24 protein-coding genes are annotated in these 25,482 nt (G+C 64.4%); 17 read left to right on the forward strand and 7 right to left on the reverse strand.

Annotated elements, in window-relative coordinates; all coding sequences use genetic code 11:
- The first annotated feature begins 12 nt into the window (after positions 1–12).
- Positions 13–1,419 (forward strand): aldehyde dehydrogenase family protein, encoded by a 1,407-nt coding sequence (locus AC6EUH_RS14990; RefSeq protein WP_499739149.1) that lies wholly within the window; start codon positions 13–15, stop codon positions 1,417–1,419.
- 12 nt (positions 1,420–1,431) lie between these two features.
- Here AC6EUH_RS14990 and AC6EUH_RS14995 read toward each other — a convergent pair whose 3' ends face one another.
- Positions 1,432–2,364: a LysR family transcriptional regulator gene (locus tag AC6EUH_RS14995; protein ID WP_056429775.1), complete on the reverse strand. Its 933-nt coding sequence runs from the start codon at positions 2,362–2,364 to the stop codon at positions 1,432–1,434.
- Between the two features lie 174 nt (positions 2,365–2,538).
- On the opposite strand from AC6EUH_RS14995, the gene AC6EUH_RS15000 reads away from it, so the two are divergent.
- The 3 genes from AC6EUH_RS15000 to AC6EUH_RS15010 are packed head-to-tail and all read left to right on the forward strand — an operon-like array spanning position 2,539 to position 6,043.
- Positions 2,539–3,936: an NAD(P)/FAD-dependent oxidoreductase gene (locus AC6EUH_RS15000; protein WP_499739150.1), complete on the forward strand. Its 1,398-nt coding sequence runs from the start codon at positions 2,539–2,541 to the stop codon at positions 3,934–3,936.
- Positions 3,933–4,664, forward strand: a complete 732-nt coding sequence (locus AC6EUH_RS15005; protein ID WP_056429771.1) for a DUF1365 domain-containing protein — start codon at positions 3,933–3,935, stop codon at positions 4,662–4,664. The genes AC6EUH_RS15000 and AC6EUH_RS15005 overlap by 4 nt, the downstream gene beginning before the upstream one ends.
- Positions 4,661–6,043, forward strand: coding sequence for a class I SAM-dependent methyltransferase (locus AC6EUH_RS15010; protein WP_442853894.1), 1,383 nt, complete (start codon positions 4,661–4,663; stop codon positions 6,041–6,043). Before AC6EUH_RS15005 ends, AC6EUH_RS15010 begins: the two co-directional genes overlap by 4 nt.
- An 18-nt stretch (positions 6,044–6,061) precedes the next feature.
- Here AC6EUH_RS15010 and AC6EUH_RS15015 read toward each other — a convergent pair whose 3' ends face one another.
- Positions 6,062–7,156, reverse strand: a complete 1,095-nt coding sequence (locus AC6EUH_RS15015; protein WP_156367567.1) for a chitinase — start codon at positions 7,154–7,156, stop codon at positions 6,062–6,064.
- A 73-nt stretch (positions 7,157–7,229) separates the two neighbouring features.
- Positions 7,230–9,470: a bifunctional polysaccharide deacetylase/glycosyltransferase family 2 protein gene (locus AC6EUH_RS15020; protein WP_499739151.1), complete on the reverse strand. Its 2,241-nt coding sequence runs from the start codon at positions 9,468–9,470 to the stop codon at positions 7,230–7,232.
- Between the two features lie 699 nt (positions 9,471–10,169).
- Between AC6EUH_RS15020 and AC6EUH_RS15025 the strand changes: the two genes are divergently transcribed.
- The 11 genes from AC6EUH_RS15025 (at position 10,170) to AC6EUH_RS15075 (ending at position 20,840) form a co-directional block, all read left to right on the forward strand.
- The gene (locus AC6EUH_RS15025; RefSeq protein WP_499739152.1) at positions 10,170–10,853 is read left to right on the forward strand and encodes a hypothetical protein; all 684 of its coding nucleotides are present in this window, start codon (positions 10,170–10,172) and stop codon (positions 10,851–10,853) included.
- 265 nt (positions 10,854–11,118) lie between these two features.
- Positions 11,119–12,051: a hypothetical protein gene (locus AC6EUH_RS15030; protein ID WP_056429763.1), complete on the forward strand. Its 933-nt coding sequence runs from the start codon at positions 11,119–11,121 to the stop codon at positions 12,049–12,051.
- 171 nt (positions 12,052–12,222) lie between these two features.
- A complete protein-coding gene (locus tag AC6EUH_RS15035; RefSeq protein ID WP_499739153.1) occupies positions 12,223–12,939 on the forward strand; it encodes a hypothetical protein in 717 nt (238 codons plus the stop codon).
- A 420-nt stretch (positions 12,940–13,359) separates the two neighbouring features.
- Positions 13,360–13,605 carry a glutaredoxin-like protein NrdH gene (nrdH, locus tag AC6EUH_RS15040; protein ID WP_056429759.1) on the forward strand — a complete coding sequence of 82 codons (246 nt, stop codon included), beginning with the start codon at positions 13,360–13,362 and terminating at the stop codon, positions 13,603–13,605.
- Positions 13,606–13,646: 41 nt separating this feature from the next.
- Positions 13,647–14,135: a class Ib ribonucleoside-diphosphate reductase assembly flavoprotein NrdI gene (nrdI, locus tag AC6EUH_RS15045; protein WP_499739154.1), complete on the forward strand. Its 489-nt coding sequence runs from the start codon at positions 13,647–13,649 to the stop codon at positions 14,133–14,135.
- 83 nt (positions 14,136–14,218) lie between these two features.
- Entirely contained in the window at positions 14,219–16,339 is a 2,121-nt protein-coding gene (gene nrdE, locus AC6EUH_RS15050) for a class 1b ribonucleoside-diphosphate reductase subunit alpha (RefSeq protein ID WP_056430045.1), read from the forward strand.
- Positions 16,340–16,434: 95 nt separating this feature from the next.
- Positions 16,435–17,409, forward strand: a complete 975-nt coding sequence (gene nrdF / locus AC6EUH_RS15055; RefSeq protein ID WP_479780545.1) for a class 1b ribonucleoside-diphosphate reductase subunit beta — start codon at positions 16,435–16,437, stop codon at positions 17,407–17,409.
- 463 nt (positions 17,410–17,872) lie between these two features.
- Positions 17,873–18,544, forward strand: a complete 672-nt coding sequence (locus tag AC6EUH_RS15060) for an endonuclease/exonuclease/phosphatase family protein (protein ID WP_499739155.1) — start codon at positions 17,873–17,875, stop codon at positions 18,542–18,544.
- A 310-nt stretch (positions 18,545–18,854) separates the two neighbouring features.
- Positions 18,855–19,394, forward strand: coding sequence for a TM2 domain-containing protein (locus tag AC6EUH_RS15065; RefSeq protein ID WP_499739156.1), 540 nt, complete (start codon positions 18,855–18,857; stop codon positions 19,392–19,394).
- 45 nt (positions 19,395–19,439) lie between these two features.
- Entirely contained in the window at positions 19,440–19,811 is a 372-nt protein-coding gene (locus tag AC6EUH_RS15070) for a PH domain-containing protein (protein ID WP_499739157.1), read from the forward strand.
- A 186-nt stretch (positions 19,812–19,997) separates the two neighbouring features.
- Positions 19,998–20,840, forward strand: a complete 843-nt coding sequence (locus AC6EUH_RS15075; RefSeq protein WP_499739158.1) for a GIY-YIG nuclease family protein — start codon at positions 19,998–20,000, stop codon at positions 20,838–20,840.
- A gap of 131 nt (positions 20,841–20,971) precedes the next feature.
- Here AC6EUH_RS15075 and AC6EUH_RS15080 read toward each other — a convergent pair whose 3' ends face one another.
- Positions 20,972–21,739, reverse strand: a complete 768-nt coding sequence (locus AC6EUH_RS15080) for an SDR family NAD(P)-dependent oxidoreductase (RefSeq protein WP_499739159.1) — start codon at positions 21,737–21,739, stop codon at positions 20,972–20,974.
- Positions 21,740–21,800: 61 nt separating this feature from the next.
- Between AC6EUH_RS15080 and AC6EUH_RS15085 the strand changes: the two genes are divergently transcribed.
- Both AC6EUH_RS15085 and AC6EUH_RS15090 read left to right on the forward strand, forming a co-directional pair.
- Entirely contained in the window at positions 21,801–22,352 is a 552-nt protein-coding gene (locus AC6EUH_RS15085; protein WP_499739160.1) for a VOC family protein, read from the forward strand.
- Between the two features lie 107 nt (positions 22,353–22,459).
- Entirely contained in the window at positions 22,460–22,804 is a 345-nt protein-coding gene (locus AC6EUH_RS15090) for a hypothetical protein (RefSeq protein ID WP_499739161.1), read from the forward strand.
- Positions 22,805–22,855: 51 nt separating this feature from the next.
- On the opposite strand, the gene AC6EUH_RS15095 is transcribed toward AC6EUH_RS15090, so the two are convergent.
- The 3 genes from AC6EUH_RS15095 to AC6EUH_RS15105 are packed head-to-tail and all read right to left on the reverse strand — an operon-like array spanning position 22,856 to position 25,391.
- Complete coding sequence (locus AC6EUH_RS15095) at positions 22,856–23,659, reverse strand: MetQ/NlpA family ABC transporter substrate-binding protein (protein WP_499739162.1); 804 nt, start codon at positions 23,657–23,659, stop codon at positions 22,856–22,858.
- A gap of 53 nt (positions 23,660–23,712) precedes the next feature.
- Positions 23,713–24,414: a methionine ABC transporter permease gene (locus AC6EUH_RS15100; protein WP_499739163.1), complete on the reverse strand. Its 702-nt coding sequence runs from the start codon at positions 24,412–24,414 to the stop codon at positions 23,713–23,715.
- Complete coding sequence (locus tag AC6EUH_RS15105) at positions 24,411–25,391, reverse strand: methionine ABC transporter ATP-binding protein (protein WP_499739164.1); 981 nt, start codon at positions 25,389–25,391, stop codon at positions 24,411–24,413. Before AC6EUH_RS15105 ends, AC6EUH_RS15100 begins: the two co-directional genes overlap by 4 nt.
- Positions 25,392–25,482: the final 91 nt, after the last annotated feature.

The following is a 25,482-nucleotide window of genomic DNA, read 5'->3' on the forward strand; positions in this document are numbered from 1 at the left end:
TACATTGGGCGGATGCAAACCGTTGCCCCCGCCGTAGCCCGCGCCCGTGAACTTTACGACAGCGGAGTGACCCGTCCCTTGGCCTGGCGGCTGGAGCAGCTCGGCAGCCTCCGCCGGATGCTGGCCGAGCGCCGCACCGAGTTCGCCGAAGCGCTGGGCGCCGACCTGGGCAAGCACGCCACCGAGTCCCTGCTGACGGAAATCGGCTTTGTCACGGCCGAAGCCGCGCACCTGGAAAAGAACCTTGAGGCCTGGCTGCGGCCGCGTCCGGTCGCAGTGCCGCTCGCCGTCCAGCCGGCCAAGGCGTGGACCGAGCTGACCCCGCTGGGAGTAGTGCTGGTGATCGGCCCATGGAACTATCCGCTGCAGTTGCTGCTCGCCCCGCTGGCCGGTGCCCTCGCAGCCGGCAACACCGTGGTGCTCAAGCCGAGCGAACACGCCCCCGCCACCTCGGCAGCCCTGGCGCGGTGGATTCCGGAGTACCTGGCCGGCGCGGCCGAGGTGGTCCAGGGCGGCATCCCGGAAACCACCGCACTGCTGGGCATGCCCTTTGACCACATCTTCTTCACCGGCGGGGAAACCGCTGCCAAGGCGGTGCTGCGCGCGGCGGCGGAGAACCTGACGCCGGTGACCCTGGAACTGGGCGGCAAATCCCCGGCCTACGTGGACGCCTCCACCGACCTGGCCAGGGCCGCCAAGCGGCTCGCATGGGGCCGGTTCATGAACGCCGGCCAGACCTGCGTGGCGCCCGACTACATCCTGGCCACCGAAGACGTGCTGGTGCCGCTGGAGCGCGAGCTGGTCAAGGCGATCGGCGCGCTCTTCGGTCCGGACTCCGCCCGCAGCGGGTCCTACGGCAGGATCGTCAACGACCGCCACTTCGAACGGATTGCCGCCCTCGCCGACGGCAGCACTGTGGTCCACGGCGGCGAACGGGACGCCGCGAGCCGCCACTTCGCCCCGACCCTGCTCCGGCCCGCCCCCGGGGACACGGTCATGGGGGAGGAGATCTTCGGGCCGCTGCTGCCGCTGGTCCCGGTCGCCGGCCGTGATGAGGCCATCCGGATGATCAACGACGGCGCCAAGCCGCTGGCGTTGTACGTGTTCAGCAACGACGCCGGCACGCGCCGGGCCTTCTCGGAACGCACCTCCTCGGGGGCGCTGTGCTTCGACGTCCCGGCCGCGCATCTGATGGTCCCGGGCCTGCCCTTCGGCGGGGTCGGCGGCAGCGGCATGGGCGCCTACCACGGGGAGCACTCGCTGCGGACGTTCTCGCACGAACGGGCCACCCTGGCCAAGCCGCAACGGCCGGACACTCTGGAACTGATCTACCCGCCCTACAGCCCCGCCAAACACCGGATCATCAGCGCCCTCGCCGGGATGGGCACGGGACTGCGCAAGCGGCTCCGTAGGCGGTGAGCCACCGCTGACTCAGCCCTTGCGGGCGATTGCCTGTTTCAGGGTGGAGGAGTTGAAGGTGTCGGCCAGCAGTTCGACGAACAGCTGGACCTGCGCCGTCTGTTTTTCATTGATCAGCAGGGCAAAGACGTTGCGTGCCAGCCGGATTTCGGGAACATCCAGCACCACCACGCCGGCCGGCCGGTGCAGCAGGGCCAGCTCGGGAACCAGTGCGGCGCCCAGCCCCGCCGCCGCCATCTCGAGGCTGGCATGGAAGTCATCGCTGTAGGCGACCACCCGCGGGTGGAGGTTGCAGCTGGCGAAGAGCCGCTCGATCACGGTGGCGTCACTGGTGCCGGGGTGGTGCACAATCCACGGCATGTCGGAGAGGTGGTCCGCCGCCACCTTCGACTCCGTGCCGATGCCCCAGGCCGCCGGCAGCACGACCCGGAAGTCGTCGTCGCCGATCCATTGCCGGTTGACGGTGTGCGGCCACGCGAGCCCTGACTGCCCCACCTGGTACACGAGGGCGACGTCGAGCTCGCCGCCGGTGCGCAGGCCCTGGATCGTCTGGGCGGGCTCCGCCACGGACACCCGCAGGTCAATCCCGAGTTTCTTCCAGGCCGGGTTTTCCAGGAGCCGCGGCAGCACATAGGTGGCCAGGCTGGGGAAGATGCCCAGCCGGAGTTCCTGCCGGGCGGGATCCCCGGTGCGGGAGGCCGCCGCCATCAGCGCCTCGATGTCCGTGAGGACCTTGGCCGCGTGCCGGGTCATGACCAGGGCCGCCTCGGTGGGCTGGATGCTGCGGGCCGAACGCTGGAAGAGTTCGACGCCGGTGTCCCGTTCCAGCGCCGACATCTGCTGGGAAACCGCCGACGCCGTGTAGCCGAGCCGCGTGGCGGCCGCCGCGAAAGAGCCGAGCCTGGTCACTTCGACGAGGGTCCGCAGATGGACGGGGTTGATCAAGGGTTTGCCCTTCGCGTGTTCCGGTGAGGCGGGACCGCAATCCCGCTTCATTCTGGCACATTGGACGGAAGCGAATTGCTGAAAAGTCGCACACATCCGTCAGCCCCCCGGCGACGAATTGCCCATAAGACGATTCACCAGGACGATTCCGGCAAAGCCAACAGGAGCAGATCAGTGTCAGATGCAGCAGGAATTCCCCCGGGCCGGCGAGTAGCCGTAATTGGCAGCGGCGTGGCGGGCCTGACCGCCGCGTACGTGCTGAACCGGCAGGACACCGTGACCCTCTTCGAAGCCGACGCACGGCTCGGCGGACACGCCCACACCCACGACGTAAGGCAGGCCGGCGGTCCCAGCCTCGGGATCGACACGGGCTTCATCGTCCACAATGAACGGACCTACCCCACACTGCTGCGGCTCTTCGCCGAACTGGGCATTGAAACCCAGGACTCGGAAATGAGCATGTCCGTCCGCTGCGACGGCTGCGGGCTGGAGTACGCCGGAGCCCGGGCCAAGGGCCGGGGAATCCTTCCGCGGCCCTCCACCGTGCTGCGCGGCCGCTACCTGCTGATGCTGCTCGAGGTGATGCGTTTCTACCGCAGGGCCCGCGCCCTGCTCGCCGCGGACACCCCAGCCGGGGAACAGGAGCTCACCCTGGGGGAGTTCCTGGCCCGGGAAAAGTTCAGCAGCTACTTCATCTCGCACTTCATGACCCCCGTGGTGAGCGCGGTCTGGTCCTGCGATCCCACCACCGCGCTGGCTTACCCGGCACGCTACCTCTTCACCTTCCTGGGCCACCACGGCCTGCTCGGGGTCTCCGGTTCACCGCAGTGGCGCACCGTCACCGGCGGCTCGCGCACCTACGTGGACAGGGTCGCCGCCACCTTGCCGGATATCCGCCTCTCCAGCCCTGTCACCGGAGTGCGCCGCCACGAGCACGGTGTGGAGCTGACCACGACGACCCGCACGGGAACAGTGACCACCGAGAACTTTGATGCCGTGGTCATCGCCACACATCCGGCCCAGGCCCTGGACATGCTCACCGACGCCTCGCCCGCCGAGCGCGAGGCCCTGGCCGGCATGCCGTACTCGGTCAACCACACGGTCTTCCACCGCGACGCCGCCGTCTTGCCGTCCAGCGACAACGCCAAGGCCTCCTGGAACTACCGGCTGCCGTCCTGCGATGCCCAGCCGGACAAGGTCCTGGTCAGCTACGACATGACCCGGCTGCAGCGGCTGGCCCCCGTGGACATGGGGCGCTACATCGTCAGCCTGGGCGAATCGGAGCTGATTGCGGACGACACCGTGATCGAGCGCATGGTCTACGCGCACCCGCAGTACACCCCGGATTCCTTGAGGGCCCAGCAGGGGATCCTGGCGTTGGGCGATGACCGGCTGGCCTTCGCCGGCGCTTACCACGGCTGGGGGTTCCACGAAGACGGCGCCCTCTCCGGCGTTAAAGCCGCGGAGCGGCTCGGCCGCACGTGGGACGACCCCGCCGTCGCGCTGAACGAGGAATACCGCGCCGTCGCCGTCGATCCTGACCTGCAGACCGTCCCCGCGGAGGGCTCATGAACGCATCGGCCGCTATCTACCGCACGTCCATCGCGCACGTGCGCCGCACCCCGCTGCATAACGCCTTCACCTACCGCAGCTACAGCTGGTACGTCGACGTCGATGCCCTCCCCAGGCTCCCGCGCTGGCTGGCCCCGCTGGCCGGCTTCTCCGTGGCGGACCACCTGGGCGACCCGGACGGGACGCTGCGAGGCAACGTCGAGCGCTACCTTGCCACCCAGGGCATCACGCTCGACGGCGGCCGGATCACCATGCTGGCCAGCGCCCGTGTCTTCGGACACGTCTTCAACCCGCTAAGCCTGTTCTGGTGCCACGACCCTGCGGGCGGGCTGCGCTGCGTGATCGCCGAGGTCCACAACACCTACGGGGAGCGGCACTGCTACCTGCTGGAGACCGACGACGCCGGCCGGGCCACCGTCCCGAAAGCGTTCTACGTCTCCCCGTTCAACGACGTCGAAGGCCGGTACCGGATGAAGCTTCCGGAACCGGGGGAGCGGCTCGCCGTCTCGATCGTCCTGGAGCGGGAAGGGCAGAAGCCCTTCGTCGCCACTGTTGACGGCGTCCGCCGCGAATCCACCGTGCCCAACATCTTGGCCGCGGCGCTCGCCGTCCCGCTGGCGCCGCTGCGGGTCGCAGCGCAGATCCGCTGGCAGGGAATCAAACTTTGGGCACGTCAGTTGCCCGTCATCAAAAGACCACACCACCCCTCACAGGAGGCAGTCCAGTGACCATGACCGAAGCGACCGGACCCCACACGGCGCAGACGAACCCGGCGCACACGAACGCTCAGACGAACCCAGGCGTGCCCTACATGGTGCCGCAGCCGCCCGCAGCCATTGACGCCGCGGTCTGGCCCAGCGTTGCCACCGTCCCCTCGAGCCTCAAGGCCCGGCTGGCGGGCCGGGCCGCGGACGCCATCTTCCGCGCCGCCGTGCGCCGCCTTCCGCTGGAGGTGCGCTACCCCGACGGCACCGTCCTGGGCAAGGCCGCGTCCGGCCAGACCGAACCGGGCCAGGTCTTCCCGGTCATGACCATGAACCGCCCGGAGGCCTTCGCAGCCCGGCTCGGCGACGGCGGCCTGATCGGCCTGGGGGAGTCCTACATGGCCGGGGACTGGGACGCCGATGACCTGACAGCGGTGATGGAAGTCTTCGCCGCACGGGTGGGGACCCTGGTGCCTGAGCCGCTGCAGAAACTGCGCGGACTCTACCTCCCGCGCACCCCGCGCACGGAACGGAACACGGAGCAGAACACCCGCTCCAACATCTCCCGTCACTACGACCTGTCCAACGAACTCTTCGCGACGTTCCTGGACAGCACCATGACGTACTCCAGCGCTCTCTTCCCGGAGAACGGTGATGCGCTGCGCAACGTTGCCTGGGACGGCCTGGCCGCCGCACAGCAGGCGAAGATCGACCGGCTGCTGGACAGGGCCGGAGTCACCAAGGGGACGCGCGTGCTGGAGATCGGCACCGGCTGGGGCGAACTGGCCCTCCGCGCCGCGGCGCGCGGCGCCACGGTCTACTCCGTGACCCTGTCCAGCGAGCAGCAGGAGCTGGCCAGGCAACGCGTCGCCGAGGCAGGCTACGCCGACGCCGTCACGATCGAGCTCAAGGACTACCGCGCGGTGGAGGGCGAGTTCGACGCCGTCGTTTCGGTGGAAATGATTGAGGCGGTCGGCTATGAGTACTGGGCCACGTACTTCCAGACGATCGAGCGGGTCCTGGCCCCCGGCGGGAAGGTGGCCATCCAGGCGATCACCATCGGACACGACCGGCTGATCGCCACCCGGACCAGCTACACCTGGGTGCACAAGTACATCTTCCCCGGCGGCGTCATCCCGTCGGTCCGGGCCATCGAGGAGATCACCGAGAAGCAGACAGGGCTCAGGGTCCGTGAGCGCCTCGCCATGGGCGAGCACTACGCCCAGACCCTGCGGCTCTGGGAGGAGCGCTTTATGGCCCGCGCGGACGACGTCCGGGCCCTCGGTTTTGACGAGGTTTTCCAGCGGATGTGGCTGTTCTACCTCTGCTACTCCCGCGCCGGCTTCGAGACCGGCTACCTCGACGTGCAGCAGATCGTGCTGGACAAGGCCGCAGGCAGGTAGCCGGCTAGGGGTAGCCGCTCAGCCGGTGAAGGATTTGCCCAGGACTCCCGCGAACATCCCGGGTTCCTGCGCCACTCCGCTGCAGCTGCTGGAAGCGTTGCTGCCCGGTTCGCGCGGGCTCGAGGAACTGCACGCAGTGTCCCTGTTAGACGACCACATGGACATTCGCCCGATGCCCCGTTCCAGGCCGAAGCTGTTCAGGCCCTCCGCGTCCGCGAGGGTGAACACCTGGCCCTTCACGTCGTTCTCGCCGATCATGGGCGTGAGCCCCATCCTGTTCCACAGGGCCGCATCGTCGAGCGGTTTACCGGCGGTCCTGTACAGCGCATCGAGTGTCTGATGCGTGGCCTCGGCGGCGCTCTTGGCCGCGTCGAGCATGGTTCGGCCCGGTGCCAGCGGCTCGAAGTTCATCACCATGATATTGATGCCGGCGAGTTCCACTCCGGCATCCAGCATGGATGTTACGGACGTCCCGCCGTCCGGGGTGAGCCCGTCCGTCGAAACCGGAAGGGTCAGCCACACCTTCAGCGGGTCACCGGCCGGACGGTTTGCCTGAATCCGCGCGACCGCCTCGGCGCGCCGCTTAGATGCGGAGTGGTCAGCCAAGCCTTCGCCTTCGACGTCGAAATCCAGGGTATCGAGGCCGTACTTTGTGATGACCGCCGTGTAAGCCTTAACCAGCGCATCGACGTCGGTGCAGGCTACAGCCAGCTCCGTGGCGAGCTGCCCCCCGAAAGCTATCGCGACGTCATTGCCGGCGGCGCGGAAGGACTTGATTTGTCCTTCGAGGTCAAGTCTGGCGCCGGCCTGATCGAGAGTGTAATAGCCGTCCCAGGATGGTTCGCACGGCTGCGTCGGATGGGCTCCGATGAACGACAGGACCGCTGTGATGGTGCCTTGCGCGGGCAGGTCCTGGAGCCGGAGGTTCGGGGTCAGTGTCACGTCAAGGTAGCCGCCGAACCACTGCGGAACCGCCGGGGCCTTGCTCATGCCGTCCTCCCGTCCGTAGTTCCCCGGATCCGCGGGAGCGCAGGTCCCCACGGCCATCACGACGACGGCGGCCGCCAGTAGCCTGCTCCAGCTGCGGGACATTGGCGACTGTCGTGATCGCATGCATGCTCTCCATTGTTCACCAGCCGGGACGGCCGCCAGGGCTCAGGCGGTTCCTTGGCCGGAAGGCCTGTGGTCATGAAGCGGCCAATCGGTCGGAGGTGGCCGGGGCGAGGGCGGCCAGCTTCCCGGGGCCGGCCGGCATCAGGACGCTGTTGGTGCGTTCGGGCCGGTACCAGCCGACTGCGGTGCCGCGCAGTGCCAGGATTGCGGATCCGAACAACACGTAGGCGCGGAGAGGTTCGTAAATGAGCCTGTAGATGGGAACCACCAGGAGGTGCGTGGGGCTCTCACCGACCATCACGATCGCCACAATCGAAATGAGCATGTGCGTTGCGACGACGAACAACGAGAACAGCGCGACGGCCTGCCATTCCCCGCGGGCGAGGCTGGTCACCGCGACTGCGACCGTCAGGGGCATAAAAACCAGCGGGACAAGTACCGAAATCAGTGCGTACGGCATGGTGAGCAGACCGAGGGCGCCGAACCGGGGATTGAACAGCATGTGCCGGTGCTTGTACAGGGTCTGGATGTTGCCATAGGTCCAGCGGAGCCGCTGCTTGAACAATCCCCGGACAGTCATGGGCGCCTCGGTCCACGCGACGGCTTTGTTCTCCTGGACGATGCTGTACCCGAGTTGCTGCAGGGAAAGGGTCAGGTCCGCGTCCTCTGCGAGCGTGTCATGGGAGTAGCCGCCTCCCTTGACGAGGGCGTCCCTCCGCCAGGCCGCGCAGGCGCCGGGAACAATGGAGATTGCTCCCATGAGGCCCTCCGCCATTCGGGTGACACAGATGCCGGAAAGGTATTCCAGGCCTTGCCAGGCCGTCAGGATATTGCGGCGGTTTCCGACTTTCACGAGCCCGGCAACCGCGCCGACTATCTTCCCGTTCCGAGGTTCCAGGAAATGGCGGGCGAACATCTTGATCGTCTGCGGTTCAAACAGCGTGTCACCGTCGAGGGTGATCACGATTTCGCCGCGCGACTGGTTTATTCCATGGTTACTCGCGGCTGATTTTCCGCCGTTGGGTTGGTCGATGACGCGCAGTTGCGGCCATGTCTTGGCGTAATCGGAAAGAACCGCGAGGGTGCCGTCGGTGGAGCCGTCGTTGATGGCGACGACTTCCATACGCGGGTAGTCGCTGGCTCTGAGGGCGTCGAGCGTTTTGGCGACAACGAGTTCCTCGTTGAAGACCGGCAGGACGACGCTGACGAATGGCCATTCTTCCTCTTCGACGTCCGGCCAGACGCGCTTATTCTGCCGGTGATTGTTGATCACCGCGAGGACAACGTAAAGGAATGTCAGGATAGTCAGCGAGCCGATGCCGAACCAGAACAACCATGTGAGCAGCACGTTCGGTGTGACCAAATACGTGGTCATCGCGGCCAGGGTCGCGTTGTCTTCCACGGCGCCCTGGACGTCGCCCCGGGGGATGAATTCGGGTGGCAGTATGGGTGCGACCGTGGTGAAGGTGTAACCCTGCGCTTTTGCCTGGGGGATAAACGTTTTCAGCATTTCGAGGGTCGCGCTGCGGTCGCCGCCGCCATCGTGAACCAGGACAATATGCCCTTGCCCGTCAAGTTTCTGCGCCTTGATCGGAACTCCTGGCGCGTAGGACCAGTCACGCGTATCAAAGTCCATATTGATGTGGAGGAACCCCAGCTGCTGGGACTGCAGGAGGGCCAGGGAGTTGTTTCCCGGGTCGCCGGTCGGAATCCGGAACAGTCGGGTTGCGTAATTATCCGAGGCACGCATCACCCGGTCCGCCCCGATGATCTGCTGGCGGTTGAACAGGTCGTCGTGAGCCCAGAAATCGATGTGGGACATCGTGTGATTGCCCACCATATGACCTTCCTGCGTCATGCGGCGGAAGATATCCGGGTATTTGACCACGTTGTCGCCCACCGTAAAGAACGTCGCCGGCACACCTTCACGGGACAGCAGGTCCAGAATTTCCGGTGTGTTTCGGGGATCGGGCCCGTCATCAAAGGTCAACATCAAGGTGTGGTCTGCCGGTTTCCCGAAGGTCTCCATGGCGTAGGGGCTGTCGCCGATTAGCTCAATTTCCTCCGCTGTGGCCTCCCGCCAGATGGTGCTGCTGAAGGGGTCCTTCAGCAGCACTTTGCCATTAACCCGCTCAATCAGGGCGATCCGGTCGAAAGCAAAGCCCCCTTCAGGGCCGATCCGGGGAATATTCTGCAGGTCCGCAGTGGACAAGAGCTTGCGCGGATACTCCACGGACTGGTTCTCCTGGCCCTTCCACACTGGTGCGCTGGCGGCAGGCAGAATCGAGACGACCGAGAGGACTATCAACAGCACGCTGGCCACCAGCGCTACAAGTATTTTGCGCCAACGCTTTCCACTCGGGTCAAAGAAGACCGGGGGACTTACGGGAAGGGGGGCAGGTTTTGTCATGAATTTCCTCGCCAGGGAATCGTGTTTCTAATGGCCTGACCTGAATCAGGGTGTGAGCGCCAAGGCTCGGTTTGGGGCTCGAAGCCCGAAACGGCGATCAATTCGCAGGAGGAGAATCGGCGCTCATCTGACCCCGCCCCTTACTTCGTCCGAGCCGCCGTTCTCCGGCGTACTCCATGTCTTCGAGGTTAGGAGCGCCGGATAGGGTCGCACACGCGTAAGAAACACCTGCGTTTTCCGGACGCTTCTACTTGCTTCGCGGGCGGACTACGTCGCCCTGATGACTTGGGTGCGAGTATGGGCGGCCCGGCCCGGCCCATTTGGCGGCACCGGTTGACGGTTATGGACGTTCGGCATACAGCTGTTTTGCGAACGTTGAAGCGCCGTGCCAAAAGGCGCCGGGGCCCTTCGTTTGTACTTTCTTTGGCGGTGCCCGAAAGGGCGCGAATTCCCCGTTTTCGGGCCGTAATTCGGCCGTGCCTTCGCAGCGGGGCAGCTTCGCCTGAGGGAATCTGTAAGACGTCCTACTTGCGGCTATCGCGACAGCCGGGGGCAAGGTAGCGTTCGACGTACTTGGCAGGGCTTTGTGGAGGCAGAGGCAAAATGCGCAGAGGAGTCGGAGTGGCCGCAGGCTTGGTGGCGGTTGCCTTGGCGGCCGCCGCATGCCAAGGCCCGGGCCCGTTGCCGTCACCGTCGTCCCAGCGACCGTCGCCGGCGCCGTCGTCTCAGCGACCGTCGTCGCCGCCGATACCTGCCCCGTCGCAGGCGATCCGGACGGCAGCTCCCGACACGTTCATCACGGCTTACACGTGGTATGACAACACCCCGCCGGGCTCTCCGAACATCAGCCACCCGGTGCTGCACAAGAAGGCCGGGGGGACCGGAACCTATGCGGATCCGGTGACTATCGCCGTCGGGCATTCCTTGGAGACGGGGAAGGACGTCCTTGATGTCCCCGCTGGTACCCGGATCTATCTTCCTGACGTGCGGCGCTATTTCATCGTCGAGGACACGTGCGGGGACGGCCCGGTCCCGGAGGAAGGGCCGTGCCACGCCGGCGCGGACGAACACGGTGACACGTCGACCTGGCTCGACATCTGGATCGGCGGCGAAGGCGAAAGCGAGGCGTTTGCCGATGACTGCACGGAGCAGGTAACCGGTGTGCGTGCCGCGGTCTTCCACCCTGCCGATAATTTCGTCGTAGCCTCCGGCGAAGGCGTGATCCACGACGGCACGTGTGACAGCGGCTACGGCAATCAACTGATCACCACGACGCCGGCCCGGTAGCAGCCGCCGGGATGTGATGCGGAAACCCTGAAATCCCGCGATGGGGAGACGGCGCGCCGTCGATTAGCCAGTCTGTGCCCGTCGAGGTAACGTTTAGGTCACCGGTTGGCACACACGCCAAAATGGAGCGTCCCGAACGCTGTTGCGTGTGATAAGTCCCCAGGTCGGGGCGCCTTGCGTTCCTTATGCCGGTACCAACTCCGGGCAGGACTTCCCCCTTGGGGTCTGCCCTTTTCCGCACTCGCACGAAGAGGCTTTATTTTCCATGCGCAGAAATAGTCTGCTGGCCGCCGGCCTGCTCTCGGTCCTACTCGCCACGTCGGCGTGTGGCGCCGGAACCGGCACGCCAAACTCATCCGCACAGTCTTCAGCGTCGGCCGGTGCCTTTGAAGCTAACGCCAGCACCGGGCCCGATTCCGCATCCGGCGAAGTCGGCACCTCCCAGCGTGCCGCGGCCGAGAAGGCCAAACTTGCCGCCGCGGCTGCCAAGAAGACCAAGGCTGACGAAAAGGCCAAGGCTGCCGCCGTCCAGAAGGCCAAGGCAGCCGCTGCCGCAGCAGCCCGGAAGGATGCCGCGAAGGCGCCGGCAGCACCCCCGGTGCCGGCGGCCGACGCCGTGCCCGCCGTACCTGTCGCGGTTCCTGCCGCTCCGAAGCCCGCGCCGGCACCCGCCGTGCCGGCGTCGTCCTCCGAACGGATCGTCACCACCGCGTTCACCACGGCGTACACCTGGCACGACAACACGCCGGCGGGCTCGGCCACCATCAGCCACCCGATCCTGCACAAGACTGCGGGCGGCACGGGCACTTACAACGACCCGATCACCATCGCCGTCGGGCATTCCCTCGCCACCGGCAAGGACGTGCTGGATTTCCCGGCCGGCACGCGGATCTACCTCCCGGACGTGCGCCGCTACTTCATCGTTGAGGACACCTGCGGCGACGGCGACGAGCCCCAGGGCGGCCCGTGCCACCAGGGCGTCAACGTGCACGGCACCAACTCCACCATCTGGATCGACATGTGGATCGGCGGCCAGAGCCTCAGTGCCCAGGGCGCCGACAACTGCGCCAGCAAGGTGACGGACGTCCACACTGCCGTCTTCAACCCGGCCAGCAACTACGCAGTGGCACCGGGCGCAGGCGTCGCCCATGACGGCAAGTGTGACGCCGGGTATGGCAGCACCCTCGTAAAGAAGTAAGCACAGGGGACTGGCTTCCGGCTGCTGTCGGACGCCTTGCGGGGGCCGGCGGATCTTCGCCGGCCCCCGCCTTCGTGTGCTGGCGTTGGCGGAGGCCCAAAGACCCTGTTCAACCGGCCCGGATTCGGCAGAATTGAGCGGACTAGTCGCACCCAATAGGGGGAGGGCGCCATGTTCCGGTCCGGCAGAGCAGTTGCCGCAGCGTTTTGCGTCGCCGTCCTGCTGGCGGCCTGCACGCCGTCCGGCACCCCGGCACCAAGTTCCGGGACAGCCTCGCCCACTTCCTCGCCCGGCTCCTCGGAACCGGCTCTCACTCCGGCGGCGGGGGCAGCGCCCGGGGAGTCGGACGAGCCCGAGTGGAATACCTTCACGACGCCGGACGGCAGGCTGATGTTCGACTACCCGCCGGACTGGAGCGTCGAGGACCGGGCCCGTGAGGCGGCGCCCGGCGGGATCTTTGTGGACGTCGTCGACGCGGCCGGGAAATCGATGGCAACGTTGCGGACCAACATTGCCGCCAAGGCCGAATGCACCCAGAAGTATCCGTACGCCTTGATGGACTCGGAGTCGTTGCCGGCCCTGGCTCAGAAAGGGGCGGCGCCGCGCTTTGTCTTCGAGGGCCGCGACGACCACGGAGCATACCCCTCGAAGCCGGCCCCCCTGTCCTATGGGATTACCTCCGCGCCGGTGCCCTCCGGGCGCACCGCCTGCCCGATCTTCCAGTTCTTCACGTGGCCGCCCGGGGTGGCGTCGTTCAGCGGTGTCTACAACGCCGTCGCCACGGCCCCGGGTGTCACGCCCGACGTGAACACGCCGGAGGCCTACACGGCAACGGAGGAGTACGACCAAATACGGCAGACGATCACGTCGCTCCGCCCTGCGAAGTGAGGCAGCTGCGTACTGGGCGCCGGGCCGGTACCAATCCTGTGCCGTTGACCACTACATGTAGTGCTTAGTACCACCGTGGCTCCCCGTGGCAGCAGACCGCGACACGCCGTCCAGCGTGCGACACGCGGAGCGGTTAATTGTGGCTAAGTACTCCACAGGGTGTGGATTTCGTCCTTGAAAATGGCTGAAACCCGGACATTTTGAAGCCCCCGGGCTGTGGATTAAAAGTGGGCGGAATGACATACTTGTAATACATCATCTTGGGGTCCGCGCGGGACTCGTGCACTACATGTAGTATCGACATACAGTTCGAGCGAAGCGGTAGCAGACCGCCAGGCGAGGCCAGTAACGGATAAGAATTCCTGTTCCGGGCGGGCCCACCGGACACGAACCAAAGACTTCAACAAAGGGGACAGGGACATGACCGTTACGGTTTACACGAAGCCGGCTTGCGTGCAGTGCAACGCGACCTACCGCGCGCTGGACAAGAAGGGCATCACCTACCAGAGCGTCGACATCTCGCAGGACGCGGATGCCCTCGAACGCCTGAAGGCCCTGGGCTACATGCAGGCCCCGGTTGTCGTCACGGATCAGGACCACTGGTCCGGCTTCCGCCCCGACAAGATCGAAGAACTGGCGCAGGCTTCCGCCGTCGCCGTAGCCTGAACCGCTTCGACAGAAAACGCACGTCAGATGAGGTGACTTCCATGGCACTGGCAACCGCCGTTACGACGCCGACCGGCGCCCGGTCGCCGGCGGGGGACGACGCCAGGACCACCGGCAGCCACCTCATCTACTTCTCCTCAACCTCCGAGAACACCGCACGCTTCATCAGGAAGCTGGGCATCGACGCCGCCCGGATTCCCCTCCACGCGAGGGAACCCGCGCTCGTGGCAACCGAACCCTATGTGCTGGTGCTTCCCACCTACGGAGGGACTGGGGGAGAGGGATCCGTTCCGAAGCAGGTCATCCGCTTCCTGAACGATCCGCGCAACCGGCAGCAGCTCCGGGGAGTGATCGGGGCGGGCAATACGAACTTTGGGGACAACTACTGCATGGCCGGCGACATCATCGCCGCGAAATGCCAGGTCCCGCACCTATATCGATTCGAACTCATGGGGACGCCGGAAGACGTCAGCCGAGTACAACAAGGATTGGAAGAATTTTGGACACGACTGTCGCAGACACAGAAGTAACCGGGTCCGGCTCCGCCGCCAAGCCCGCCGTCGAGAAGACCACCGCCGTCGAGAAGCACACCGTCCCCGGTGAGAAGCCGGCCATGCCGGCCGCCTACCAGGGCCTGGGCTACCACGAGCTCAACGCCATGCTGAACCTCTATGGTCCCAACGGCGAGATCCAGTTCGAGGCCGACCGCGAGGCCGCGCACCAGTACTTCCTGCAGCACGTGAACAACAACACCGTGTTCTTCCACGACCTCGAGGAAAAGCTCGACTACCTCGTCAAGAACGAGTACTACGAGCGCGAAACCCTCGACCAGTACACGATGAACTTCATCCGCGAGCTCTACAACCGCGCGTACAAGAAGAAGTTCCGCTTCGAGACCTTCCTCGGCGCGTTCAAGTTCTACACCTCCTACACCCTGAAGACGTTCGACGGAAAGCGCTTCCTGGAGCGCTACGAGGACCGCGTCTGCATGGTGGCCCTGCACCTGGCCCGCGGCGACGAAAAGCTCGCCACCCAGATGGTGGACGAAATCATCGAAGGCCGCTTCCAGCCGGCCACCCCGACGTTCCTGAACGCCGGCAAGCGCCAGCGCGGCGAGCTGGTCTCCTGCTTCCTGCTCCGCATCGAAGACAACATGGAGTCGATCGGCCGGTCCATCAACTCCGCGCTGCAGCTCTCCAAGCGCGGCGGCGGCGTCGCCTTCGCGCTGACCAACATCCGCGAGGTCGGCGCGCCGATCAAGCAGATCGAGAACCAGTCCTCCGGCGTCATCCCCGTGATGAAGCTCCTCGAGGACAGCTTCTCCTACGCCAACCAGCTCGGTGCCCGCCAGGGTGCCGGCGCGGTGTACCTGCACGCGCACCACCCGGACATCTACCGCTTCCTGGACACCAAGCGCGAGAACGCGGACGAGAAGATCCGCATCAAGACCCTCTCGCTCGGCGTCGTCATCCCGGACATCACCTTCGAGCTGGCCAAGAAGGACGAGGACATGTACCTGTTCTCGCCGTACGACGTCGAAAAGGTCTACGGCATGCCGTTCTCCGACGTCTCGGTCACCGAGAAGTACTACGAGATGGTGGACGATTCCCGGATCAAGAAGACCAAGATCAAGGCGCGCGAGTTCTTCCAGACTCTCGCCGAGATCCAGTTCGAATCCGGCTACCCGTACATCATGTTCGAGGACACCGTGAACCGGGAAAACCCGATCGACGGCAAGATCATCATGTCCAACCTGTGCTCCGAGATCCTCCAGGTCTCCCAGCCCACCACCTACCACGATGACCTGTCCTACGACCAGACCGGCAAGGACATCTCCTGCAACCTGGGTTCGCTGAACATCGCCAAGACCATGGACTCGCCGGACTTCGGCCTGACCATCGAGACGGCCATCCGGTCCCTCTCGGCTGTCTCGGACATGTCCAACATCACCTCGGTGCCCTCGATCGCCCGCGGCAACGACCAGAGCCACGCGATCGGCCTCGGCCAGATGAACCTGCACGGCTACCTGGCCCGGGAGCGGGTGCACTACGGCTCCGAAGAGGGCCTGGACTTCACCAACATCTACTTCTACTCGGTGGTGTTCCACGCGGTCCGCGCGTCCAACCTGCTGGCCATCCAGACCGGCCAGACGTTCGGTGGCTTCGAGAAGTCCAAGTACGCCTCCGGCGAGTTCTTCGACAAGTACACGGACCAGGAATGGGTCCCGCAGACCGCCAAGGTCGCGGAGCTGTTCAAGAACATCCACATCCCCACGCAGGATGACTGGCGCGAGCTGAAGGCCTCCGTCATGGAGCACGGCATCTACAACCAGAACCTGCAGGCTGTTCCGCCGACCGGCTCGATCTCCTACATCAACAACTCCACCTCCTCGATCCACCCGGTAGCGTCCAAGATCGAGATCCGCAAGGAAGGCAAGCTGGGCCGCGTGTACTACCCGGCGCCGTACCTGACGAACGACAACCTGGAGTACTACCAGGACGCGTACGAGATCGGCTACGAGAAGGTCATCGACACCTACGCCGCCGCCACGCAGCACGTGGACCAGGGCCTGTCCCTGACGCTGTTCTTCAAGGACACCGCCACCACGCGCGACATCAACAAGGCCCAGATCTACGCCTGGAAGAAGGGCATCAAGACCATCTACTACATCCGTCTCCGCCAGCTCGCGCTGGAAGGGACCGAGGTCGAGGGTTGCGTCAGCTGCATGTTGTAGCCGATATCGGTTGATTTTGCTGAAGTACGACGGCGGGCGCCCGCCCGCCGTCGTACGCTTTAACTAGAGAACTAACCCAACATTGAGGGGATGACATGACCGAAAAGGTCAAGCTGCTTAGCCACGTTGAAGCCATTAACTGGAACCGCATCCAGGATGAGAAGGACGTGGATGTCTGGAACCGCCTGGTCAACAACTTCTGGCTGCCGGAGAAGGTGCCGCTGTCCAACGACGTGCAGTCGTGGGCGACGCTGACCCCGGACGAGCAGCAGCTCACCATGCGCGTGTTCACCGGACTGACCCTGCTGGACACCATCCAGGGCACCGTCGGCGCCGTCTCGCTGATTCCGGACGCCCTCACCCCGCACGAAGAGGCTGTCTACACGAACATCGCGTTCATGGAGTCCGTGCACGCCAAGAGCTATTCCTCCATCTTCTCCACGCTGGCCTCCACCAAGGAGATCGACGAGGCGTTCCGCTGGTCCACCGAGAACGAGAACCTTCAGAAGAAGGCCCAGATCGTCATGGACTACTACCAGGGCGACGATCCCCTGAAGCGCAAGGTGGCCTCCACGCTGCTGGAGAGCTTCCTGTTCTACTCGGGCTTCTACCTGCCGATGTACTGGTCCTCGCGGGCCAAGCTGACGAATACGGCCGACCTCATCCGCCTCATCATCCGCGACGAGGCCGTGCACGGCTACTACATCGGCTACAAGTTCCAGAAGGGCCTGGAGAAGGTTTCCGAGGAGCGCCGGCAGGAAATCAAGGACTACACCTTCGAGCTGCTCTTCGAGCTGTACGAAAACGAAGTCCAGTACACGCACGACCTCTACGACTCCGTCGGCCTGGCCGAGGACGTCAAGAAGTTCCTGCACTACAACGCCAACAAGGCGCTGATGAACCTGGGCTACGAGGCCATGTTCCCGGCCTCCGTCACCGACGTGAACCCGGCCATCCTCTCGGCCCTGTCGCCGAACGCTGACGAGAACCACGACTTCTTCTCGGGCTCGGGTTCGTCTTACGTGATTGGCAAGGCTGTCAATACTGAGGACGACGACTGGGACTTCTAGTTCTTTCGCTTCTTTCGTTCCTTCCTTGTGAGATGCCGACCTAATTGGGAGAATAGCCCTCTATCAGGAAGAAACGCATCGCCGAGCTGGAAATCTTCCAAATAGCGACCACTTAAGCGGGCCCTGCACGGCAAATTGTGCAGGGTCCGCTTTGTGACTTCTCAGCAGCCCACGACTTGATGACGACCGCGCACGGAGTTGGATTTAGCGGCGTTTATGCGGCCAGGGAAATGACCGAAAACCCGGGCCGCGATGTGGAACTCCCAAGCCCCGGCCGGCATTAGGCGGCAACAGCCATCAGTGTTGCCTGGTTTGGCCGTGTAGGCGCTCGGCGTCCTAGCATGCTGGCTGGCAAGCCTGTGTTCGGAACGGAGGGTGCGTAACCGCAGTTGTCCAAGCAGCCCTCGTCTAAGTGGCGCAGGTAGGTTGCCAACAGCACTTTCACCGAACACAAAGGAACCCAGTGCGAATCGTCTCGTGGAACTGTTCTATGGCGTACTACAAAAAGCGACACCTGATCGAGGCGCTGCGCCCGGACGTCGTCATTCTCCAAGAGGTCGCCAAGAAGGACATTTCCGCGACGGAGCAACCCTTCGCGGCATGGACCGGCAGCAATATGAACAAAGGTCTCGGAGTCATCGGATTCGCCGACGCTCGTTACAAAATTTCAGAACCCGCGGACCCCAACTTGCCTTGGCATCTTCCCTTTTCGATAGACGGCCTCAACGTCATTGCCCTTTGGGCGCATCAGTTGGATCGTGAGCTGAGGTATGTTCGCGTGACCCACGAGATTGTGGACCGCCACGCTGGATTCCTTGGCGGCGGCAACTCGTTGCTGGTGGGGGATTTCAATAGCAACACGGTCTGGGACAGGGTGCATCCGGGGAGGAACCACAGCATGCTGGTCGAAAAGCTTGCTGTGCTTGGGCTGAGCAGTGTGTACCATCGCGACGCCGGGCATGGCCACGGGGCGGAGCCGACGAAAACGTACTTTCACACTCGGAACCTACGATTCGGGCATCACATTGACTACGCATTCCTCAGCGACGGCATCCCAGCCCACCTCCGCGTAGGGGGATCTGAAGACTGGTTGGCGCATAGTGACCATATGCCGCTGATCTTGGACATCGCCTAGTACATGCGGTTTCAGGCGTCCAAGTCTGCTCATCCAGCTTCGCTCTCACGGCACCCGGATTGCCTGCGTCAGGTGAAGCCTTTCCTCGATCACGCGTGGACTCACCATCCGGAGCTATGTCGGGATCTTCGACAACCCGGCCGACGCCCGCGGAACCTTCGGCCAGGACATAAAGCGTGTGATTCCGCGATAAACGCTTTTGTTCCGTCAGAATGATGACGGCACATGGATTCTTGGGGGAAGCCGTCGTTGACGGTGCTGCCGCCCGGACGTCGTGGGCTGCATCATCACTTCATCGAAAGGCACTAACGTGACCCAGCCCCACCCCGACCCGAAGGCTGTTCCTCCGCAAGGCTACGAACCGCGCGAAGCGCCGCCGGCTTACCAAGGGCAGCAGTACTCAGCCCCGCAGGAACAGCAGCCGTACCAGGCGCAGCAGGGCTACCCGGCCGGACCCCACCAAGCACAGCAGCCTTTCCAGGCTCAGCAGCAGGGCCACCCCGCTGGCCCGCAGCAGCCCTACGCGGGACAGCCCCAGTATCAGGGCTACCCGCAGGCGCCGCAGCAGTACCAGCCGCAGCCCCCGATGCCGAACCCTGCCTACGGGTACCCGCAGCCCAAATCCAAGATCGTCGCCGGTCTCCTGGGCATCTTCCTTGGTCCTCTCGGCATCCACCGCTTCTACTTGGGCTTCACCAAGATCGCAGTCATCCAGCTCATCCTGACGCTCGTCCTGGGTGCCTTCACCTTCGGTATCGTCGGCCTCTGGGGCGTCATCGAAGGCATCATGATCATCGCAGGCTCCGCCTACTTCCGCGCCGACGCCCAGGGTGTCCCGCTCCGCGACTAACCGCCGCCACAGTTCACGACCCATCCGAGACACCAAGGGGACATCTTGACTCAAATCATCCATGACAGGTACGAACAGCTCGAGCAGATCAACGCAGGGCTGCTCCAGGGCGAAACTGTTTACGCGGTCTACGACTGCATCGGCGTCGGCACCGGCTTCGTCGGGATCACGAACATGCGGGTCATCCTGCAGGATAAGAGCTTCGTCGGCAACAAGCTCGCCGTTGTCTCGATTCCGTACAAGAACATCCGGTCCGTCTCCATGCTGTCGAACAAATCGATGATGGGGCGGTTCGCCTCGACCTCCTCCATCGGCATCGACACCGGTGGCGGCGTCAAGGAGGCCGACTTCCGCGGCGACGACAAGGCACGCCACGCGCACGACCTGATCCTCTGGAACGTGATCAACACCAAGTAGCCTCACAGTAATTGGCGAACTTCGCAGATCGGCCCCGCATGACAACGCGTGCGGGGCCGTTCTCGGTAAGAACCAGCGAAACCTGTCGATGGGCCGCCAGGTTTGGCGTCGTGACTTTCGGCGCTGGCGGCCGGTTGCAAACTACCTATGGACACGGACGAAAGGCACGAATGAGCGAGGTAATGCGTGAACAGCGACGTCCTTGGTGAGCTTCGACTGGGACACCTCTTCCAAGCTGCCGGGCTGGTCCCAGAGGACGTAGTCGCTATTCGGCATACACTCACGCCTGAGGGGCTAACCAGTCAGTCGGACGCGACCGGTCCGAAGCTTCTGGCGTACACGCGCGAACAAGGGCGACGTAACAACAAGCTCGGGAAAACCCCTCCGCGGATCTGGTTGAACTTTCTCGCCACTTCCGGCCGCCGCGCCCGGTTTCTCACCGCCTACGAAAACCACGGAGAAGTCCTGGAAGAACGTACCGACCTTCGTCGCTTCTTTGATTTGCGGCCCTCAACGGTGTTTTCGGCACACGAGCACCGTCTGGTTATTGATTGGACAGCGGATACGGTGAACTGGGCCAAGTCAGGAACCCAGGCACTCATGATGCCCGTCGTCGAGATTGCCGATCCACTGACTAAGCCATTCCCCGGATTTGATTCCATCATTGTGAGCTTCGACGAACTTCAAGCCATTACCGCGGATGACCGCTACAGCCAATGGCGGACCGCACTCGGTTCAGTGCAGGGTATCTACCTCATCGCCGACACGAAAAGCGGCCAGTTGTACGTGGGCAAAGCCGACGGGGCCGAACGCTTTCTCGGACGCTGGAGCGCCTACGCGAAGAACGGTCACGGTGGTAACGTCGCGCTCCGCGAATTGGATGGCATCGATCTCGCTCATCGCCAGCACTTCCAATTCAGCATCCTGCAGGTCTTCTCGCCCAGCGCCCCGGCAGCCCAGGTGGATGCTGCCGAAGCCCACTTCAAGAAGGCCCTGCTCACCCGACGGTTCGGCCTCAACCGGAACTAGACGACTTTAACCATCTGATTCCGCAACGTTGACGGGTCCGTGACCCCATGAAGCCCGCGACCGCATTCCTCACCCCATAGATCCACGCAAGCTCGGCGTCGCCACCGGCGACGGCTCCTATAAGCCCTGAGTCAGAAAAGCGGAACGCCGGTAAGTCCCGCGAGTTGATCCAGGAGCTGGTCCTGGAAGCCGGGGTCCAGGGATTCAGGGGAGGGTGTACGCAGTTTCCGATGGTGCCAGTACCCGCCGCTGGTGAGGGCGGCCGGATCGTGGCTAGTGGCCAGCCACGTCTGGGTAAGATGCCCCAGTTCCAGGTCGTCGGGCGCCCCGGGGCCGCCCATTCTGGTGGGAACCCAGCCGGGGTCGACGGCGTTGCTCAGCACCGAGGGCCAGCGGCGGGCAGCGGCGAGAGCCAGCGCGGTGACGTACAGCTTGCTCTCGGCGTAGGCTTGCCCGGCGTCCCACCGCCGCTCGGCCCAATCGATGTCCGCCAGTGAGGCCCTGCCGCTTCGGTGGAGGCCGCTGCTGAGGAAGATCAGGCGGTCCGGCCTGTCGATCAGCGCGGTGAGAAGGTACGGGGCCAGAGTATTCACGGCCAGCGTCCGGGCGTGCCCCTCCGCCGTGGTGCGACGTGTTGGTTCCAGATAAGTGCCGGCGTTGTGGATGATGGCGTCCATCCGGCCGATGCTGTTTACCTGCTCGGCCAGCGACCGAGTTTCTGCGGCGCTGCTGAGATCGCCGACCACGACGCCGGCCGCCTGGGCTGCCATCTTGCCGAGAGCGCCGGCGCGTTCGGGTGTTCGCGCGTGCAGGACGACGTCGTGACCGTCGTCGAGAAGGGTACGTGCGGCGGCGAGTCCCAGCCCGGAGGCGGAACCGGTAATGAATATTCGTGCCACGACGTCTACCTCACTCGGTTCGTTGGGGTCGGCTGGGCATGGCACCACGATAGCCCACGAGATGTCCGGGGATCCGGTCCAGGACCGGCGCCCCGGTCTCCAGGCATCGATCCTGATCGCCGCGGCAAGCGCGGCGCCCGTGGACGCTGCGGCACGTGGGGACGGGGAAACACACTCCGATAAAAAGGCAGTCCGGGCTATCATCGGTAAAATTCATCGTTCGGAAGAGTGGAGCAACAAAATGAAACTCGGCGCCTTTTCGATCAGCCTCGCCGTGAAAGACATCGCGGCGTCCGCGGCGTTCTACAAGAATCTTGGATTTACGGACCACGGCGGCGACATTACCCAGAACTGGATAATTCTGAAGAACGGCGAAGCTGTTATCGGCCTCTTCCAGGGGATGTTTGAGAAGAACATGCTTACGTTCAATCCTGGCTGGAATCAGAACGCGGAGGCGCTCGACTCATTCACTGATGTGCGCGAACTCCAGCGGGAACTGAAAGCCAAGGGCACGGATTTCCTTTCGGAGGCAGACGAGGGAACGACGGGGCCGTCGAGCTTTATCGTTCTGGACCCCGATGGCAACCCGGTTCTCGTAGATCAGCACGTCTGACATGGGACGCCACGGCGGGCCCCTATGGCTTCAAACGCCGATTTGTTTCAAACGTCTTATGCTGTGACGGCAACTGTTATGAGCGCGACGAAAACCCAGGGGGACCAATGTCTACAAGTCAGTACGGATCACAATTCGCCTATCAGCACCCGGATCAGCAACCCGTGACGATGGGGCAGTTGCGGTGGTACATGGAGGGCATGCGGCACGCCCGGCTGGCCACATTGTTCGGCATCCTGGCGATATTCGCTCTGGGGGCCTTGTTTGGGCCGTTGGCGATAGTCCAGTCGAAGAAGGCTGAGGCTTTTGGTGTGCCGGCGCCCGAGGGTCGGGTGCTTGGCTGGGTGGGGATCGCCTTGTTCATCTTGTGGGTGGTGTTTTTCATCATGTACATGGCACTGATTTTCACCATCATCGGGACCCTCCCGGAGTCGGGCAGAACAGACGCATAGCAGCCAGGACGTCATATCCTGCCGCGCCGCGCCGCGCCCCGCCTGGTCCCGTCAGCTGGCAGGGATCACCAGGCCCTTGAACTTGGTCTGCAGGAAATCCTTCATGTCCTGCGAGGTCAGGATCTTGTACAGCTTCTGCACCCGCGGATCATCCTTCATCTCGGCCTTTACGGCCAGGACGTTGTAGTACGCGCTGTCCTTGCCCTCGACCAGCAGCTGCTTGTCAGCGCTCAGCCCGGCGGGAAGGGCGAAAGCCAGCGTCACGATGGCGGCGTCCTTGTCGTTGAGGGCCTGCGGCAGGCTGGCGTTCTCGATCTCCGTGAACTCGAGGTTCTTCGGGTTCGCGGTGACGTCCTTGAGCGTTATCGGGTTCTCTTTGACTTCGATCAGGCCCTTGGACGCCAGCAGCTTCAGGGCGCGGGACTCATTGGTGGGGTCGTTCGGGATGGCCACCGATGCGCCGTCGGGAAGCTCCTCCAGGCTGGCCACGTCATTGGAGTAGAGGGCCATCGGCGGCAGGTAGACCTTGCCCACGCTGACCAGATCCTTGCCGGAGGCTTTGTTGTATGTCTCCATGAACGTGGTGTTCTGGAACAGGTTGGCGTCAATGTCGCCGTCGCTCACGGCCGGGTTGGGCGTGTTGTAGTCGCTGAATTCCTTGTAATCAACGGTGAGGCCTTCCTTGGCGGCGAGCTCCCGCTGGACATGCTTGAGCATGTCCCCGGCCGGCACCGCCAGGGCGCCCACCTTGATGGTCTCGGCCGGAGCGCTTGACGGGCTCGCGCCGCAGGCGGAGAGGGCGAGGATGGCGGCCACGCCGGTGGCGGCGGCCTTCAGGACATGTGATCGGAACATGGGAACTCTTTCGCGGGAGGGAATGTGTGGGGAGGAAGATTTGCCGGGCGGGGCTACCGGTGGGACAGGCGCCGCGCCGCGAAGTTGCCGAGGGACTGGAACACCTGGACCAACAGGACCAGGAGGATGACGACGCCGAACATGTACTCGGGGCTGTAGCGCTGGTAGCCGTAGCGGAAGGCCACGTCGCCCAGGCCGCCGCCGCCCACCGCGCCCACCATGGCCGAGTAACCGATGAGCCCGACAACCGTGGTGGAGAGGCCAAGGGCCAGCGCCGGGACCGCCTCGGCCACCATGACCTTGGTCAGGATGGTCCACCGGGTGGCGCCCAGCGACTGGGCGGCCTCGACGAGCCCCACCGGCACTTCGCGGATGCCGATCTCAACCAGCCGGGCGAAGAACGGGATACCGGCGATGGTCAGCGGGACGATGGCCGCGGTGGGCCCGATAAAGGACCCCGTCAGCAGGCGGGTGAACGGAATGAGCAGGATCATCAAGATGATGAACGGGACGGACCTTCCGATGTTCACCACCACGTCCAGAAACCGGTTGACGAAGAACCCCAGCGCCCGGCTGCCGAAGAGCTTGGACAGCAGGCCGCCGGACTCGGTGGCCACCAGCAGGACGCCGGTGGCCAGCCCGAAAATGACGGTGAACAGCAGGCTCAGGCCCACCGTGTAGAACGTCTCACCCGTCCCCTTGAGGATCGTGTCGAGGAGGTCGGACCAGAAGTACGGGTCATTGCGGTCGATCACTTGATTACCTCCACGAAGAGTCCCTGGGAACGCAGATCCTCGACGGCGCCGGCCACGGTCAGCTCGTCGCCGGGCAGCTCCAGCCGGGTGCGTCCCGTCTGGCGTCCGTGGATGGTTTCCACGGCGGCGCCCAGGATGCCGACGTCGATACCGTGCTTGCGCGCCAGCTGGGCGATGACGGGCCGGTCCGTCGTGACGCCGTTGAACGTGACTTCGACGACTGCGCTTGAGGTCTCCGGGACCTCGCCCAGGGGAAACAGCGCCTGCCCCAACAGGGACTTCTCAGTGGTCAGCAGCTGATCCACGGGCCCCTGCTCCAGGATCCGCCCGCCGCTCATGACGGCGGCGGAGTCGCAAATCCGCTTGACCACGTCCATCTCGTGCGTGATGAGCAGCACCGTCAGTCCCAGGTCCTTGCTGAGCTGGCGGATGAGGTCGAGGATCTGCCGGGTCGTTTCGGGGTCCAGCGCCGACGTCGCCTCGTCACTGAGCAGGACGGACGGGCTGGACGCCAGGGCGCGGGCGATCCCGACGCGCTGTTTCTGTCCGCCGGACAGTTGCGCGGGATAGGCGTGGGCCTTCCCGTGCAGGCCCACGAGCTCGAGGATCTCCAGTGCCCGGGCCCGCCTGGCCGAGCGGCCCGCGCCCGTGATCTCCAAGGAGAGCTCAACGTTTGCCTGCACGGTCCTGCTGCTGAGCAGGTTGAAGTGCTGGAAGATCATGCCGATGTTGTGACGTGCCGCGCGAAGCTCCGCACCGGAGAGGGCGGTCATCTCCCGGCCGTCGACAAGGACGCTGCCCGAATCCGGACGTTCCAGGGAGTTGATGGTGCGGATCAGTGTGCTCTTGCCGGCGCCGCTTTGGCCAACGACGCCGAAAATCTCGCCACGGCTGACGGACAGCGAGACGTCATCAAGCGCCCGGACCGCCGCCGCCCCGGAGCCATAGGTCTTTGAGACCCGGCTTACGGAAATCATGGTGCTCCCTGTGGTGGCTGGAATCATCGCGGAACCGCTCCCGCAAAATTGTGCACGGGCAGCGCCCGCACACAAGCCACAAATTCTGCCA

This window comes from Arthrobacter sp. 001422645, from assembly GCF_059816125.1.